General features: G+C 38.8%; 22 protein-coding genes. 17 read left to right on the top strand and 5 right to left on the bottom strand.

Translation table 11 applies throughout. The annotated features are described in order from the left end of the window. Window positions 1-134: 134 nt before the first annotated feature. The 6 genes from CIK86_RS18165 (at window position 135) to CIK86_RS18140 (ending at window position 5087) form a co-directional block, all read left to right on the top strand. Window positions 135-1091: a phosphotransferase gene (locus tag CIK86_RS18165; protein ID WP_086995787.1), complete on the top strand. Its 957-nt coding sequence runs from the start codon at window positions 135-137 to the stop codon at window positions 1089-1091. Window positions 1092-1236: 145 nt separating this feature from the next. Next, window positions 1237-1866, top strand: a complete 630-nt coding sequence (upp, locus tag CIK86_RS18160; protein ID WP_011330005.1) for a uracil phosphoribosyltransferase — start codon at window positions 1237-1239, stop codon at window positions 1864-1866. A gap of 24 nt (window positions 1867-1890) precedes the next feature. Continuing rightward, on the top strand, window positions 1891-3132 hold the full coding sequence (locus tag CIK86_RS18155) for a uracil-xanthine permease family protein (protein WP_086995880.1): 1242 nt from the start codon (window positions 1891-1893) through the stop codon (window positions 3130-3132). Window positions 3133-3212: 80 nt separating this feature from the next. Then, window positions 3213-4088, top strand: a complete 876-nt coding sequence (locus CIK86_RS18150; RefSeq protein ID WP_086995790.1) for a hypothetical protein — start codon at window positions 3213-3215, stop codon at window positions 4086-4088. Between the two features lie 212 nt (window positions 4089-4300). Further along, window positions 4301-4690: a cytochrome b562 gene (locus CIK86_RS18145; RefSeq protein WP_086995793.1), complete on the top strand. Its 390-nt coding sequence runs from the start codon at window positions 4301-4303 to the stop codon at window positions 4688-4690. A gap of 10 nt (window positions 4691-4700) precedes the next feature. Continuing rightward, window positions 4701-5087, top strand: coding sequence for an OsmC family protein (locus CIK86_RS18140; protein ID WP_086995795.1), 387 nt, complete (start codon window positions 4701-4703; stop codon window positions 5085-5087). A 73-nt stretch (window positions 5088-5160) separates the two neighbouring features. On the opposite strand, the gene ykgO is transcribed toward CIK86_RS18140, so the two are convergent. Continuing rightward, complete coding sequence (gene ykgO / locus CIK86_RS18135; RefSeq protein ID WP_011330010.1) at window positions 5161-5295, bottom strand: type B 50S ribosomal protein L36; 135 nt, start codon at window positions 5293-5295, stop codon at window positions 5161-5163. 265 nt (window positions 5296-5560) lie between these two features. On the opposite strand from ykgO, the gene CIK86_RS18130 reads away from it, so the two are divergent. Continuing rightward, window positions 5561-5830 (top strand): hypothetical protein, encoded by a 270-nt coding sequence (locus CIK86_RS18130; RefSeq protein WP_011330011.1) that lies wholly within the window; start codon window positions 5561-5563, stop codon window positions 5828-5830. A 136-nt stretch (window positions 5831-5966) separates the two neighbouring features. On the opposite strand, the gene CIK86_RS18125 is transcribed toward CIK86_RS18130, so the two are convergent. The 4 genes from CIK86_RS18125 to CIK86_RS18110 form a co-directional block, all read right to left on the bottom strand. Then, window positions 5967-6176: a cold-shock protein gene (locus tag CIK86_RS18125; RefSeq protein ID WP_011330012.1), complete on the bottom strand. Its 210-nt coding sequence runs from the start codon at window positions 6174-6176 to the stop codon at window positions 5967-5969. Between the two features lie 189 nt (window positions 6177-6365). Beyond that, window positions 6366-6575 carry a cold-shock protein gene (locus tag CIK86_RS18120; RefSeq protein ID WP_011329603.1) on the bottom strand — a complete coding sequence of 70 codons (210 nt, stop codon included), beginning with the start codon at window positions 6573-6575 and terminating at the stop codon, window positions 6366-6368. Between the two features lie 190 nt (window positions 6576-6765). Further along, a complete protein-coding gene (locus CIK86_RS18115) occupies window positions 6766-6972 on the bottom strand; it encodes a cold-shock protein (RefSeq protein WP_011330013.1) in 207 nt (68 codons plus the stop codon). 392 nt (window positions 6973-7364) lie between these two features. Beyond that, window positions 7365-8018, bottom strand: a complete 654-nt coding sequence (locus CIK86_RS18110) for a DUF6058 family natural product biosynthesis protein (RefSeq protein ID WP_011330015.1) — start codon at window positions 8016-8018, stop codon at window positions 7365-7367. Between the two features lie 172 nt (window positions 8019-8190). Between CIK86_RS18110 and dapA the strand changes: the two genes are divergently transcribed. The 10 genes from dapA (at window position 8191) to CIK86_RS18060 (ending at window position 15227) form a co-directional block, all read left to right on the top strand. Beyond that, on the top strand, window positions 8191-9108 hold the full coding sequence (gene dapA / locus CIK86_RS18105; protein WP_011330016.1) for a 4-hydroxy-tetrahydrodipicolinate synthase: 918 nt from the start codon (window positions 8191-8193) through the stop codon (window positions 9106-9108). A 117-nt stretch (window positions 9109-9225) separates the two neighbouring features. Next, window positions 9226-9939, top strand: a complete 714-nt coding sequence (locus CIK86_RS18100; protein ID WP_086995798.1) for a beta-ketoacyl synthase chain length factor — start codon at window positions 9226-9228, stop codon at window positions 9937-9939. Beyond that, on the top strand, window positions 9932-10717 hold the full coding sequence (locus CIK86_RS18095) for a lysophospholipid acyltransferase family protein (RefSeq protein ID WP_086995801.1): 786 nt from the start codon (window positions 9932-9934) through the stop codon (window positions 10715-10717). Before CIK86_RS18100 ends, CIK86_RS18095 begins: the two co-directional genes overlap by 8 nt. Next, window positions 10714-10971 carry a phosphopantetheine-binding protein gene (locus CIK86_RS18090; protein WP_011330019.1) on the top strand — a complete coding sequence of 86 codons (258 nt, stop codon included), beginning with the start codon at window positions 10714-10716 and terminating at the stop codon, window positions 10969-10971. Before CIK86_RS18095 ends, CIK86_RS18090 begins: the two co-directional genes overlap by 4 nt. A gap of 25 nt (window positions 10972-10996) precedes the next feature. After that, a complete protein-coding gene (locus CIK86_RS18085; RefSeq protein ID WP_011330020.1) occupies window positions 10997-11242 on the top strand; it encodes an acyl carrier protein in 246 nt (81 codons plus the stop codon). Window positions 11243-11246: 4 nt separating this feature from the next. Further along, entirely contained in the window at window positions 11247-11813 is a 567-nt protein-coding gene (locus tag CIK86_RS18080) for a hypothetical protein (protein WP_086995804.1), read from the top strand. Next, a complete protein-coding gene (locus tag CIK86_RS18075) occupies window positions 11806-13185 on the top strand; it encodes an AMP-binding protein (protein WP_086995807.1) in 1380 nt (459 codons plus the stop codon). Before CIK86_RS18080 ends, CIK86_RS18075 begins: the two co-directional genes overlap by 8 nt. Continuing rightward, a complete protein-coding gene (locus tag CIK86_RS18070; RefSeq protein WP_086995810.1) occupies window positions 13169-13528 on the top strand; it encodes a thioester dehydrase in 360 nt (119 codons plus the stop codon). Before CIK86_RS18075 ends, CIK86_RS18070 begins: the two co-directional genes overlap by 17 nt. Further along, complete coding sequence (locus CIK86_RS18065; RefSeq protein WP_086995813.1) at window positions 13529-14278, top strand: glycosyltransferase family 2 protein; 750 nt, start codon at window positions 13529-13531, stop codon at window positions 14276-14278. Then, entirely contained in the window at window positions 14268-15227 is a 960-nt protein-coding gene (locus CIK86_RS18060; protein WP_011330025.1) for an acyltransferase, read from the top strand. The genes CIK86_RS18065 and CIK86_RS18060 overlap by 11 nt, the downstream gene beginning before the upstream one ends.

Raw genomic sequence — 15227 nt, 5'->3', positions numbered from 1 at the left:
GCGCCTGTAGTTTGGGCGCTTTTTACGTTTTTATTAGCTCTACTTTCTATTGTTAGTAGGGCTTTTTTTATGATTTTTTAAATAACAACGCTTTGCGTTAAACTAACTAAAATTTATTAAAATTAAGTGCGGCTATGGCTTTTTACCTTTCTTTATTACAGCGACAGTTTAAACAGATAAAAGTGGGGGCTACGCTGACTTCATTGTGGAGTGGTTGTGGCAGCATAGTGGCTTGTGAGCTTGACGGACAGGCGTGTGTTATAAAGGCGGTGAATATTCCTGAGGTTATAAATCACCCAAAGATTAAACAAACGGCGTTTGCTGTTAATCGTAAGCGTAAATCTTATAATGTTGAATACTACTTTTATAATGATTGCAGCCAGCAGTTACCTAATAACGCTGCTGCTATTGGCTGTTTAGCCGCAATCCAAAATGATCAGCAATATGTGCTGGCGTTTAACGATTTTACCCAGCAGGGCTATGTACAAGCTTTGCCTCAAGACTATCGCGAGGTTATTAAATGGTTAGCGAATTTTCATGCGTTTAATTTAACAATTGAAGCTGTTACTCACGCGGCTGAAAAGTTATGGCCACAGGGCAATTATTGGCATTTAAGTACGCGTCCCGATGAGCTTACAAAGCTCCAGCAATCAGCTATTAAGCAGGTTGCAGCTAAGCTAAATACGACATTATGCAATAGTGCATATAAAACAGTAATTCATGGTGATGCCAAGCTGGCAAATTTTGCCATAAACAAACAGCAGCACGTGCTAGGGTACGACTTTCAATATGTAGGTGCTGGTGTTGGGGTTATAGACGTGATGTATTTTATGACAAGCTGCTTTAACGAAACACAATTGCATCAGCATGCTGATAGTTGTTTAGAGTGGTATTTTAGCGAATTGAAGTTAGCATTAGGCGTTTATCATCCTAAGGTAGAGGCAAGTAAAGTGATTAACGATTGGCGCAATTTATGGAGTGTTGCATGGGCCGATTTTTATCGTTTTTTAGCAGGGTGGAGTCCAGAGCATAAAAAAATAAACAGTTACATGTTGCTTCACGTAAATAGTGAGTTAAAAAAACACATTTAATTAACGCTTGAATTAGGTATATTGCCTTAATATCAGGCAAAATAATGTTATTTGGCAGCAATTGTGAAAACTTAACGAAAACTGCAGGCCAAATGCACTTTTTTACTATAAAATATCGCAAATTTTATCACTAGGTTTTTTTAATATGGCTATTCACGTTATAACTCATCCCCTTGTTCAACATAAATTAGGCTTAATGCGCTCCCATGGAATTAGCACTAAAAGCTTTCGTGAATTGTGCTCAGAAGTAGGTACTTTATTAACCTACGAAGCAACTCAAAACCTACCGTTAGAAGATAACGAAATTACCAGCTGGGATGGCACAAAGTTAAATGTGCAGCATATTAAAGGTAAAAAAATTACTGTAGTGCCTATTTTACGTGCGGGCTTAGGCATGATGGACGGTGTGATGCAGTTATTGCCGGCTGCCAAAGTAAGTGTTGTAGGCCTTGAGCGAAACGAAGAAACATTAGAGCCAATTCCATACTTTGAAAAGCTAGTAAGTAATATTAATGAGCGTTTAAGCTTAGTGATAGATCCTATGCTTGCAACAGGCGGCACTATGATTGCCACTATTGATATGCTTAAAAAGGCAGGCTGTAAAGAAATCAAGGTAATTGTATTAGTTGCAGCTCCTGAAGGGGTTGAAAAAACATTAGCTGCCCATCCAGATGTAGAAATATATACTGCATCGGTAGACAGCCACTTAAACGATAAAGGCTATATTGTGCCTGGTTTAGGTGATGCAGGTGATAAAATTTTCGGTACGGTTTAAGTGAAAACAGTGCAAAACGATACGATGAAAAACAATGCCATGTTCTCAATAAAAACGATACTTACTGGTGCGCAAATGTTGTTTGTAGCATTTGGCTCATTAGTACTAGTACCGCTGTTAACAGGGCTTGATCCAAGTGTTGCTCTTTTTACTGCGGGCTTAGGTACGCTATTATTTCAGTTTGTTACTAAAGGCCAAGTACCCATATTTTTAGCGTCATCGTTTGCTTTTATTGCACCGATTATTGCCTCAATACAAATGTGGGGCATACCTGCCACTATGGGTGGTTTAATGGCGGCTGGTTTTGCTTATATGCTATTGAGCTTTTTAGTTAAATTTAAAGGCACTGAAACGCTACATAAAATATTACCCCCAATAGTAGTCGGGCCGGTTATTATGGTTATTGGCCTAGCTTTAGCACCGGTTGCCGTAAACATGGCCATGGGCAAAAGTGGTGACGGCAGCACGCAAATTATTGCTTATGATAGTGCTATTTACATCTCATTATTTTCTTTAGTGGTTACGCTTATATTAGCGGTATGGGGTAAGGGTGTATTTAAACTTATTCCAATATTAGCAGGGGTGATAGCAGGTTATAGTTTATCGCTTGCTATGGGCGTAGTACAATTTGGCGCCGTAACCAATGCACAGTGGTTAGCTGTGCCTAACTTTGTTTTACCTGAGTTTAAATGGCAAGCCATTTTGTTTATGGTGCCGGTGGCGATTGCTCCCGCTGTTGAGCATATTGGCGACATGATGGCGATTAGCCAAGTTACCAATAAAGATTTTTTGAAAAAACCAGGGCTACATCGCACTCTATTTGGCGACGGATTAGCTACCTCAGCAGCATCATTGTTTGGTGGGCCGCCAAACACAACTTACTCAGAAGTAACCGGTGCAGTAATGCTAACTAAAAACTTTAACCCAAAAGTGATGATATGGACTGCAATTATTGCCATTACTTTAGCCTTTATAGCTAAAATGGGCGCAAGTTTACAAACAATTCCAGTGCCGGTTATGGGCGGCATTATGATTTTATTGTTTGGCTCAATTGCAGTGATCGGATTAAACACTTTAGTTAAATCTGGGGATGATTTAAGCGAACCGCGTAATTTAAGCATAGTAGCGCTTATTTTGATTTGTGGTATTGGTGGAATGCATATTGGCAGTAGTCAGTTTAGCCTAGAAGGCGTAAGCCTCTGCGCTATTTTAGGCATAGTGCTAAACTTAGTGTTACCAAAAGCCGAGAAGAAAACCGCAGCTTAAATTTATAGATAAGTTAAACTAACCTAATAGCGCATATATATGCGCTATTAGGTTAGCTAAAATAAAGGCGCAATAGAAATATGGATATCAGTGATTTTTTAGCAAAACATCAACTACCAATAAGCTATCAACAGCAGTGTGAACAGTTTTTTATTCCGGTAGCAAAAAATATATTGCACACTAAAAAAACCAATACTCCGTTATTTGTTGCTATTAATGGCAGCCAAGGCTCGGGTAAAACCACGTTGGCTGATTTTTTAGTAACTTGGTTGGCAAAAAATAGTTCGTTTAATAGCATAGCGCTTTCTATTGATGACTTTTACCTTACTAAGCAGCGCCGACTGCAGCTTGCAAAAAATGTACACCCGCTACTTGCTACTCGCGGTGTACCCGGCACGCACGATGTAGCTTTAATGAAAAGCACACTTGAGCAGTTACTAGCAGGGCACAGTGGTGTGCCTCTACCTCATTTTAATAAGCATTTAGATGACAGTGCACCACATAACGAGTGGCCGCGTAATAATACTGCTGTCGATATTATTATTTTAGAAGGGTGGTGCGTAGGTAGTAAGGCACAATCGGCATCAGCATTAACTGCACCATTAAATGAGTTAGAGCAAAATGCAGATAGCCAAGGTGTTTGGCGTAACTATGTGAACAATTGTTTAAAAACAGAATATTTAAACATTTTTGCTAAAGTTGATTATTTAGTGATGCTTAAAGCCCCTAGTTTTGCTGCCGTATTTGCATGGCGAAAAGAGCAAGAGCAAAAGCTTATAGCCTTAAAAGGGCAAGGTGCAGGCACTATGAATGACGCCCAACTTAGATACTTTATTGCTCATTTTGAGCGTGTCACTCGAGAAAATTTAAACACACTAGCATCAACAGCAAACGCTCTTGTAACACTTAACGAGCAACGGGAAATTAGTTGCTTGGAGTTTAAGCTGATTAATTAAAATGTTATGTCAGCAGCAACTGTGGCTTGCTATAACAAGGTTGAGTTTACTAAGCTCCTCAAAAAAGTCGCTCTTTACTCTTTAAGTTTGCATCTAAAGTGTAAAGGGGCTTTACACAGCGAACAAGGCTAAACATTACACACTTTCATTTGCGGTTACTTACTAGCGTATTATTGGTATAATCGACGGAGTTTTTAATTGAAAGGTTTATCATGAAGTACTTTTATTTTGTTTTTATTTTACTCACGTCATCAGTCTCAATTGCCAGCGCGCCAGTTGACCTTGAAATTAATATGAAAAACACGGGGCTTGCATATAAACAAGCAGTGCAAGCGACTAATATTGACGAGTTTAACCTTGCGATTAATGAATTCATCTCGTTAGTGGAAATAAGTAAAACAGCTAAGTTTTATAAAGAACCAGAGCAATCATTACAAGGGCTTGATAAAGTCATTGCTCAGGCTGAGCTTGCAAAACAATCTGCTAACCTGCAAGGTTTGAGTGCGGCTAAACAGCCACTAAAAAACATAGATAATTTACGTAAAAAGTACCATGAGTTACATGAGCCTCCAGGCTTTTTTGAATTACTATTTGGAAAATAAGGGACCCTCGATGGAAATTTCAGTTGCAATGTTAGATGGCCAAAAGCTCAGTGCTAAATTTGGCGATCATGAAGTGATAAGCGATCAGAGTTTGGCTGCAGGTGGCAACGCAGAGCACCCAGAACCGTTTGATTACTTTTTAGTGAGTATGGTGTTATGTGCAGGTTTTTATGCAAGAAAGTTTTGCCAACAACGCGATATTTCGACACAAGGGATGTCACTTAAGCAAAATAACGAAAATGTGGATGCAGATGGTAAAAAGTTATTTTCTATTGAGATAACACTCCCAGATGGATTCCCTGATAAGTATAAAAAAGCACTGGTTGCCGCGGTAAATACATGTACCGTGAAAAAAGTAATTCAGGCAGTACCTGAATTTTCAGTGGTAGTTAAATAACTAGTTAAATAAAGTCACTCAGTGTTGCACACAACACTGAGTGACTGCTTTATAAAGTGATAGTGGTTAAATGCTATTTCTTTTTCATACCCTGAACAGCTTTAAAGCGCGGGTTCTCCTTACAAATCACAAACACGCGTCCTTTACGTTTTACAACTTGACACCCTGCACGCTGCTTTGCACTTTTAAGTGAGCTTAATACTTTCATTTTATACCTCATTAATAAATAAAATAGGGAAATTCTCATAACAGTATTATGTTATGTGATATTATATCATTTTATTCATCAGGATCTATAGCCACTCAAAAAATTATTTAATAAGCATTTAAAAACCATAATTGCTGGCTATTTATGCAAACAAATCAAAAAATGAGCAGTTAAACCAAAAGTGCTGGCTATTGGCGTTTAGCCTGTTATAACTATAATTACATTCGTTAAAAATAGCATAAACAGTAGATCTCAGAGGTAACATATGAGCGACGCAATACAAAAACAACAACAAATAGATCAAGGAGTAATGGATACTCTAAAAGAGCGCGACCATAGTGTTTTAGCACAACAAGTAAACCCCTTAACTTGCACCCATAATGATATTATTGAGTTACTTGCCCAATATATGGCATTAAGTGAACAGGATAACGATGATCTATTTGATCACTGGTTTGATAATCTAACTAAAGAGCAGCATACAGTACTAAAAGTATTTGAAGTGTATCGTGGGCAATACGAACATCAAAACTAGCCTAATAATAATCTTATTTATTGCTATGAAAGCTAAATAACAATGCTATATAAGTATAGAAAAACAAAAAACCCACTTATAGCCAAGCTATGAGTGGGTTTTTAGTGCGCTTTAAAAACGCATCAGCTAAAACAGCTTAGATAGCTACGATGTTTTCAGCTTGTGGGCCTTTTTGACCTTGTGTAACAGTAAACTGTACGCGTTGGCCTTCAGCTAGAGTTTTAAAACCGTCGCCAGAAATTGCGCTAAAATGTGCAAAAACGTCTGCGCCAGATTCTTGCTCGATAAAACCAAAACCTTTTGCTTCGTTAAACCATTTTACTGAACCAGTAGTTGTATTAGACATAATAATATCCTTAAAAATTAATAAAAGTGTGCCTGAAAATAGGCGATTGAGCCGGAAAAAACCTATATTTAACTTGAGGATAACGCGAAGGATTATTACTAATATCAACGTGGTACTTACAAATAAACAGTATTTCTTTCAAACTTATATAAATAGATGGGTTATAAATAACCCATCAACTTAAACATCTTAGATACAAACGATGTTTTCAGCTTGTGGACCTTTTTGACCTTGTGTAACAGTAAACTGTACACGTTGGCCTTCAGCTAGAGTTTTGAAACCGTCGCCAGAGATTGCACTGAAATGTGCGAAAACGTCTGCGCCAGATTCTTGCTCGATAAAACCAAAACCTTTAGCTTCGTTAAAAAACTTTACTGTACCAGTAGTTGTATTAGACATAATTGTATCCTAAGAAATTAATAAAAAATGTGCCTGAAAGTAGGCGATTAAGCTGGAAAAAATAAATATTTAACTTGAGGATAACACAAAGGATTATTACTAATATCAACGTGGTACGTACAAATAAACAGAACTTCTTTCAAACTAATATTCATTAACGGGTTATTACTAACCCATTAAATTAAACAATTTAGATGCAAACAATATTTTCAGCTTGCGGGCCTTTTTGACCTTGTGTAACGGTAAATTGTACACGTTGGCCTTCAGCTAATGTTTTGAAGCCATCGCTAGTAATTGCGCTAAAATGAGCAAAAACATCAGGGCCAGACTCTTGTTCAATAAAACCAAAACCTTTTGCTTCATTAAACCATTTAACTGAACCAGTTGTTGTAGACATAGTAGTATCCTAAAAAAATTAAAGTGCGCCCTATATAAGGCAATATAAAGTGTAAGAAAACATATATTTAACTGAGGATAGCGCGAAGGATTATTACTAATAACAACGTGGTACTTACAAATAAACAGGGCTTTCTATCAACCCGATGCGACGTACTTTAACAGCAACCTCTGGCGGATATCAAGCTTTATTTTAAGTTTAGTTTTACGCATAGCACTTTGATCATCTGACTTTGTTACATACTTTATATAGGAATACTTGTATTGAGGGTGCTGTAACGCAAACAAACACTAATCCTATAGGCTGTATTTTCTTAAGCTACTGGCCGCTATACGTATATTCGTTAATTATAAATTGGCATAGTTAATCTTAAAGTAGTAGTACATTAATAATTACTTTATCGATAAGTCGTATTTTAAAATAAGGGTATCTATATAGCGGGTTCGAAGTGTGTGTTGTTTTTCGTGATCGGCACCATGGCTCAAAGCCCGGTTGAGTAACTTTATAGCGGGGTGCAGTTTTGCACGCTCATCTTGATCTAACCCCGCTTTACTGCGTAATTCGGTTATGTCATCAACCACCAGGCGGCCTATATCAACAGCCACTATTTCGTCTATTAAGCCATTTTGAGTAAGCACGCCATATTTGCTGCATAAAAATTGCTGCCATACTTGTTGTACATGTTCTTCTATTTCGCAACCAAATAGTTCTTCGTTAAATTCAAACCCTTGCTGGGCAAGTTTGGTTAAGCTGGCGGTATATTGCTGGGCAAAGTAATTAAATGCCTGGCTGGATGAATCGATTTTTTGTTTTATCAGCCCTTGCCCCCAGTTTACACAACCTCGAGGGTAATAATCGTCGTACTCTTCGCATTCGTACAAACCCGAGTATGAGCTGCAACTTAGTTGGTTTTTAATACAATAACTAGGCTTAGGAAATACACTTTGCTGTTGCCAATGCTCAAGTTTATCTGCATCAATATTGAGTGCCTGGCATAGCTCGTCGGTATGATAAAAATGGGTTGTTAAGTACTGAGATAAACGCATAAAAGCTCGCCTAATATTAAAAATACAAATACTGTTTATATATACAGTTATTCATTTTGTATTATCAAACTTAATATTACAAGCCATTTTATTGCAAAATATGCGTTTACAGCTGCAAAAGCACACATAAATATGGTACAAATAGCGCAAGTTTTATAAAGAATGATTTTTTATGCGCAGCCTAGAACAAATTAAACAAGCAAGTCTTATTACAGCAATTAAAACACCTTATTTATCGAGTGGCGAAATTGACCTTGCAACATACGATCGCCTTGTTGAGTTACAAATAGCAGCTGGGGTTGACGGTATCGTTGTAGGCGGCACTACCGGCGAAGGCCAGTTAATGAACTGGGAAGAGCACTTAATGCTCATAGCGCATAGCGTAAATAAGTTTAGCAGTAAGCTGGTAATTGTAGGTAATACGGGCAGTAATAATACCCGAGAAGCGATTAAAGCCACTAAATATGGTTTTGCCAGTGGTATGGATGCTGCTTTGCAAATTAACCCTTATTATGGGCGCACCTCTATTGCAGGTGTAAAAGAGCATTTAAAGCGTGTTCTTGATATTGGCCCTGCATTTATTTACAACGTAGCGGGGCGTACAGGGCAAGATTTAACGCCTGATATTATTGAACCACTAGCAAAGCACGAGCATTTTATTGGTGTTAAAGAGTGTGGTGGTAACGAACGTATAGCTCATTATGAGAAGCAAGGCATAGCGTGTTGGTCGGGTAATGATGATGAAAGCCACGATGCTCGTCATACTCATGGCGCACATGGGGTTATTTCGGTCAGCTCTAATCTTATGCCAGAATTGTTTCGCCAGTTAATGGACGCGCCAAATGCTGCGCTAAATACGTCATTACAACCATTAATAAATTGGTTGTTTTGCGAGCCAAACCCAATTGCGATTAATACTGCACTTATGATGACTGAGGCAGTTAAACCGGTATTTAGATTACCATATTTACCCCTTAACGACGCGCAGCAACAGCAAGGTGAAAAGTTGATTAATCAGCTAAGCGCAAGTGATGTTGTTGGTGGCCATGCTCGCTGCATAAATGAACAAGAATTCTTTTTAATATCATAGAATTATTAGCCAGCGCTGAATGAAAATTCAGCGCTGGCTTTTTTTATTGTTTATTTTACTTTTTTTGTTAAAAAATGTAAGATCCTGCGTCCTATCATTAACTAAATATGTATATTTGTGAAATTTGTTGTTGAACAACTCGCTACATGGATCCAGCCAGAACAGCGACAAATAGAAAGCGATCATTGGTATGATAACTCGCCTATAACGCTTGATTGGGTTGCACCTATGCAACGCCGGCGTATGACTCGTTTTAGCAAAATGGTATTACACAGTGCTCAGCAAGTAAGTAGCGCTGATCAGTATACTAATTTATCGGCGGTGTTCTCATCGCGCCACGGGGACTTTCATAAAACAGCCAATTTATTAGTTGATATAGTTAATCAGCAACCATTATCGCCCACAGGTTTTGGCCTGAGTGTGCATAATGCCGCAGCCGGACTTTTTAGTATTATAAAAAGTAATACCTGTGCAATGAATGCTATTGCAGCAGGGGCTGAGAGTTTTATGTGTGCAATTGTAGAGGCCTACATTCGCCTTGTTGATAGCAATGAGCCGTACATGTTAGTAGTCCATAGCGATGAAATCCTCCCCGATATATATAACCAATTTGCTGACGAGCTACAAATTACTCATTCCATTGCTATGATAGTGCGCCTTGCTCAAGCAAATGAGCCGTGCTTTAGTTTAAATAAAGTACTTAACCCTGCTGCAAAAAATAGTAACTTACCAATGAGCCTGCAAGGTGCTAAAGCCCTACACGATAAAAAAAGTGCGATATTAACCCACACTACATTGGCTCATCATTGGCAACTTACCTACCATGATTAAACACATTATAAAAATAACAGGGCTTTGTTGGCGTGTGCTTGCAACCGGTGTTTGTTTTAGCGTGTTTGGCATAGGTGGTTTAGTACTGACATTAGTGGTTTTTCCGCTGCAAAACGTATTAGAAGCAGATGTAAACACCCGTAAAAACAGAGCAAGAGCGACAGTACATTACTGTTTTAAATTTTTTGTTGGATTAATGCATTACACAGGCGTTATTCGTTTTAATATTAAAGACAAAACCCAGCTTGCTAATTTAAGCGGAAAATTAGTACTTGCTAATCACCCCTCTTTAATTGATGTGGTTGTGCTTATATCTGTGATTAAAAATGCAGATTGCGTAGTGAAAGCCCATTTATTTAAAAACCCCTTTATGCGCGGTGTAATTAAAAGTACTGGTTATATAAGTAACGAAGATCCAGAAGGTTTATTACGTGAATGTGAGCGCAGTATAAGCAAAGGAAATAACTTAATAATTTTTCCTGAAGGCACACGTTCACAGCCCCATACGGCACTTAAGTTTAAACGAGGAGCGGCCAATATAGCACTTAGATGTAATGTGCCAATCGCTACAGTATTAATAAAAATGCAGCCTAATACCTTAACCAAGGGTACACCTTGGTATAAAGTAGCGCCTTATCAAGCGCACTTTAGCTTGCAGCTGGCCAGCAAGCAGTTTAACAGTAACCTGCCTTATGTTAGTGACACACCCGCTATACAATCTCGGCATTTAACTAACAGCTTACAACATTATTTTACAGAAGAACTGAGCAATTTATGACTGAATTAAAAGTACAAATTAAACAATTAATTATATCCAGCCTTGATCTAGAAGATATGACAACTGCAGACATTGCTGATGATGAAGCATTATTTGTTGATGGTTTAGGGCTCGATAGCATAGATGCACTAGAACTTGGTTTGGCAATAAAAAAACAATTTGATGTGAAAATAGATGCCAATTCAGAGCAAACAAAAGCGCACTTTGCCTCGGTGAATTCTTTAGCACACTTTATAGAACAAGCACGTTCTTAAATTATAAAAATATATAGGAATAACAATGAAAACCGCTGCTGAAATTTATGATGTATTACACGGCATTTTAGAAAACGATTTTGAGATAGACCCAGCCGACATAAACCTAGACGCCAACTTATATCAAGACCTTGATTTAGACAGCATTGACGCTGTTGACTTGGTAGTAAAACTAAGAGAAATCACCGGTAAAAAAATTGATCCTGATGCATTTAAGCAAGTACGTACTGTGCAAAATGTAGTTAGCGAAATAGAAAAGCTCGTTAACTAAATAAATGCTTAAAGCCTTGTTAACCACCCTTATTATGCTTTGTTTGGCCTGCTACCCAGTTATTGTGTATGTGGGCCTGACGCAGTTTAATAGCCAACTGCTATCGATCGTATTATTATTTTTGCTTGCACTACGCTTGTGGTTAAGCAAAGCATTATTTGACAAAATGCCGTGGTTAAAGCCAGCGACATTTTTAGCTGTGATAGCAATCGTATTGTCAAAAGTGTTCGACAGTGATGTGGGTTTACGTTTATACCCGGTGATTATTAACACTGTGATGTTGCTCGTGTTTAGCTACTCACTTTATAAAGGGCCATCAATAATAGAAACCTTTGCCCGCATCACTGAGCCTGAGCTCGATGAGCAAGGTGTGCAATACACTAAAAAAGTAACTCAGTTGTGGTGCGTTTTTTTTATAGTTAATGGTGGTATTGCCTTATATACCAGCCTGTTTGCTAGTTTGGCAGTGTGGGCTTTTTATAATGGTGTGATTGCCTATGTAGCTATGGGCGTGTTGTTTGCCTTAGAGTGGCTAGTCAGGCTAAAAGTAAAAAGGAAAGCGCGTGTTTAGTACCTTTCAAAGTAAAGTATTTCAAAGTAATAATGTTAGTGTGTGCTTTAATCATGAAAATAAGGCAGTGACACAACGCCAGTTTGTTAGCGATGTTAATCGGCTATTAGCTAAGTATTCACCGGCCACAGCGCCCACATCTGTGGTGTTATATAGCACTAACACTTATAAGTTTGCGGTGAGTTTAATGGCACTCACCTTGCGCGGTTGCACGGTTATACTGCCACCTAATGGTCAACCCGAAACACTCAAAGCCTTACTACAGCAAACGCCTTGTTTTTTAGGTGACTCAGAGCTTGTCGAACCACTGGGTATAGACTTTATCAATATAGAAAACTTGCCTGAACAGCCTGGCTTTTTTCCTTTAGCGCAACTTGTTTGGCCCAAAGAAGGGAACTTGGTTTTTTACACCTCGGGATCAACAGGTAAAGCTAAGCCAATTGTAAAGTCGTGGCAAACAATTAACAAAGAGCTGAGCATTTTATCAAGCAGTTATGCGTTAAAATGTATGCCAATGTTTATTGCTAGCGTATCGCATCAGCATATTTACGGGCTGCTATTTAGGTTGTTATGGCCACTTAGTACCGGACATGTCGTTGATACCGATTTACTGCACTACCCAGAGCATATAGCCGCCAAGCTCAAGGGCGCTAAACAAGTGGTGTTAATTTCTAGCCCAGCACAGCTAAAACGATTACGCGCAGACAACGTATTAATTGAACAAAAATCTCACTTACAATGGATATTTTCATCTGGTGGGCCGCTGGCAAACGAAGATGCAGTATCGCTATTCAGTCAGTTAAATAAACCAATAACACAAGTGTTTGGCAGTACCGAAACCGGTGGTATAGCGTATCGACAAGTTACCTCGCTTGAAAACGTGAGCTCGTGGCAGCCGTTTTCAGGTATAAAAATGAGTGTTGGCACAAACGATAGACTCCTTTTAAATTCACCGTTAGTGAACCACAAAGATTACCCGCTTGACGATAGAGGTTTGGTGCTTAAAAGTGGTCAATTTAAACTGCTTGGTCGATTAGACCGAATCATAAAATTAGAAGAAAAACGCCTCAGTTTGGATGAACTAGAACACCACCTAGCAAGCAGTGAGTGGGTAAACGACGTTAAAGTAATTGTATTACCTGGGGCAAGGCAAGTAATAGGTGCGGTAGTTGTGCTTAGCCAGCAAGGGGTAAAACATTTACAAAGTGAAAGTAAATTAGCCACTAATAAGCTTTTAAAAGAGCATGCACTAACACGTTTTGAGCGCATTTGTACGCCTAAAAAGTGGCGTTTTATAGAGCAGTTACCTTATAACAGCCAAGCTAAATTAAACTTAAAAGCATTGGAGCACCTTTTTGACAAAGTTGATTAAAACGCAGCCGCAACTACTTAAATGTGAGCAAACCGAGCAAGGTTATCAATTAAGTTTATTTGTGCCCAAGGATTTAGATTACTTTAATGGCCATTTTAAAGACGGCCCTATTTTAGCAGGCGTAGTGCAGCTAGATTGGGCGGTTGCTGCAATTTGTAAGCAGTATAATATTCAATTAGCGGTAAAGAATGTCGAAGTGCTAAAGTTTCAGGTGGTGATTACGCCGGGCCTTACTATGGTATTAGCCATAGAGCAAAAAGCGCTTAATAAGTATGTGTTTTCTTATCGCTCGGCTAAGGGGCAACATGCGTCTGGGCGGATTGTTTTTGAAAGTGTTGCTTAAATGAATAAGTTTTGTATTGTCATTCCAAACTACAATCATACCTCAGTGATAGCGGCGGTATTAACCAGCCTTGCTGAATATAACTTACCAATTATTATGGTAGATGATGCAAGCAATGATGCAGCTAAAGCAGTGTTTTCTGCACTTGCACAGCAGCACCCGTTACTTACCATTGTTACCCATGTGCACAACCAAGGTAAAGGTGGGGCGGTACAAAGCGGTTTGCATTATGCGTATCAGCAAGGGTATTCCCATGCTATTCAAGTTGATGCCGACGGCCAACATAACTTGGCCGATTTAGCGCAGCTTTTGCGCCTGTCAAACGCCAATCCACAGGCATTAGTAAGCTGTTGCCCAATATACGACGCTTCAGTGCCTAAGCATCGCTATTTAGCACGGTACTTAACCCATGTGTGGGTATGGATTGAAACCCTTAGTTTTGAAATTGTTGACTCTATGTGTGGCTTTAGAGTGTATCCGCTGGGAGCCTGCGAAAAACTGTTAAAAGAAGTTAAGCTGGGCAAGCGGATGGACTTTGATCCTGAAATATTAGTGCGTTTATATTGGCGTAATGTGCCGTTTATATTTTTACCTAGCCAAGTGATCTATCCAGAAAATGGGCTTTCTCACTTTCAGCCATTGCACGACAACGTGCGTATATCTTGGCTACATACGCGATTATTTTTTGGTATGTTAGTGCGCTCGCCTTGGCTTATAGCACACAAATTAAAGAGACGTTATGGCCGTTAAACATTGGTCTAAAATGCAAGAGCGCGGTAATTATTTAGGCATTCAAACTCTGCTATTTACACATAAAATACTGGGTCGCAAAGGGCTGTGGCTAATTTTGTTTCCTGTGGTGGTGTATCTCTTTATTACTGGTAGGGTTGCCCGTGCTGCTTCAAAACAGTTTTTACAGCAAGTTAATTTGTACACCGGCACTGGGCAAAGCGTGACACTTAAGCAGCAACTAAAGCACTTTTGTAGTTTTGCCGACAGCGCCTTTGATAAAATAGATGGTTGGCTTGGGCGTATTAGCTTAAGTGATATTGAATATACCAACGAGCATTTATTTAGCCAATTAAATGAGCAACGCCAAGGGGCTATTTTTATTGGCTCGCATTTGGGTAATTTAGAAGTGTGCCGAGCGCTTAGCCAACATCGCAGTGGCAAAGTTATTAATGTGCTGGTGTTTACTCATCATGCAGTTGAATTTAATAAAATGCTGAAAAAAATTAACCCCAACGTAGCGGTTAATTTAATTCAAGTAACTGACTTAGGCCCAGGTTTAGCTATTTTATTGAAAGAAAAAATTGAGCAAGGCGAAATTATTGTTATTGTTGGCGATCGCACCAGTACCACCACTGCCGCGCGCTCTGTACAAGTGCCTTTTTTAGACAAGCCAGCCCCGTTTTCTCAAGGACCTTTTATTTTAGCGGCATTACTTGATTGCCCAGTTTATTTTTTGTTTTGTTTAAAAGATAAGAAAATCAATAAGTACCACGTAATATTTGAGCAATACAGCAATAGCTTAAAAATGCCACGCACCCAACGACAGGCAATTTTAAACCAAGTTATTACAGACTATGCGCAGCGTTTAGGTCACTATGCGGCGCAATATCCTTATCAATGGTTTAATTTTTACGATTTTTGGCAAAATGATCAGCAAGTCGCCCGCGATCAAGCAAAGGAGAAATAG

This window comes from Pseudoalteromonas sp. JB197 (assembly GCF_002332205.1).
GTDB lineage: Bacteria > Pseudomonadota > Gammaproteobacteria > Enterobacterales > Alteromonadaceae > Pseudoalteromonas > Pseudoalteromonas nigrifaciens.
Note: the sequence above shows the minus strand (reverse complement) of the source record. Positions and strands in the feature narration are given on the sequence as shown.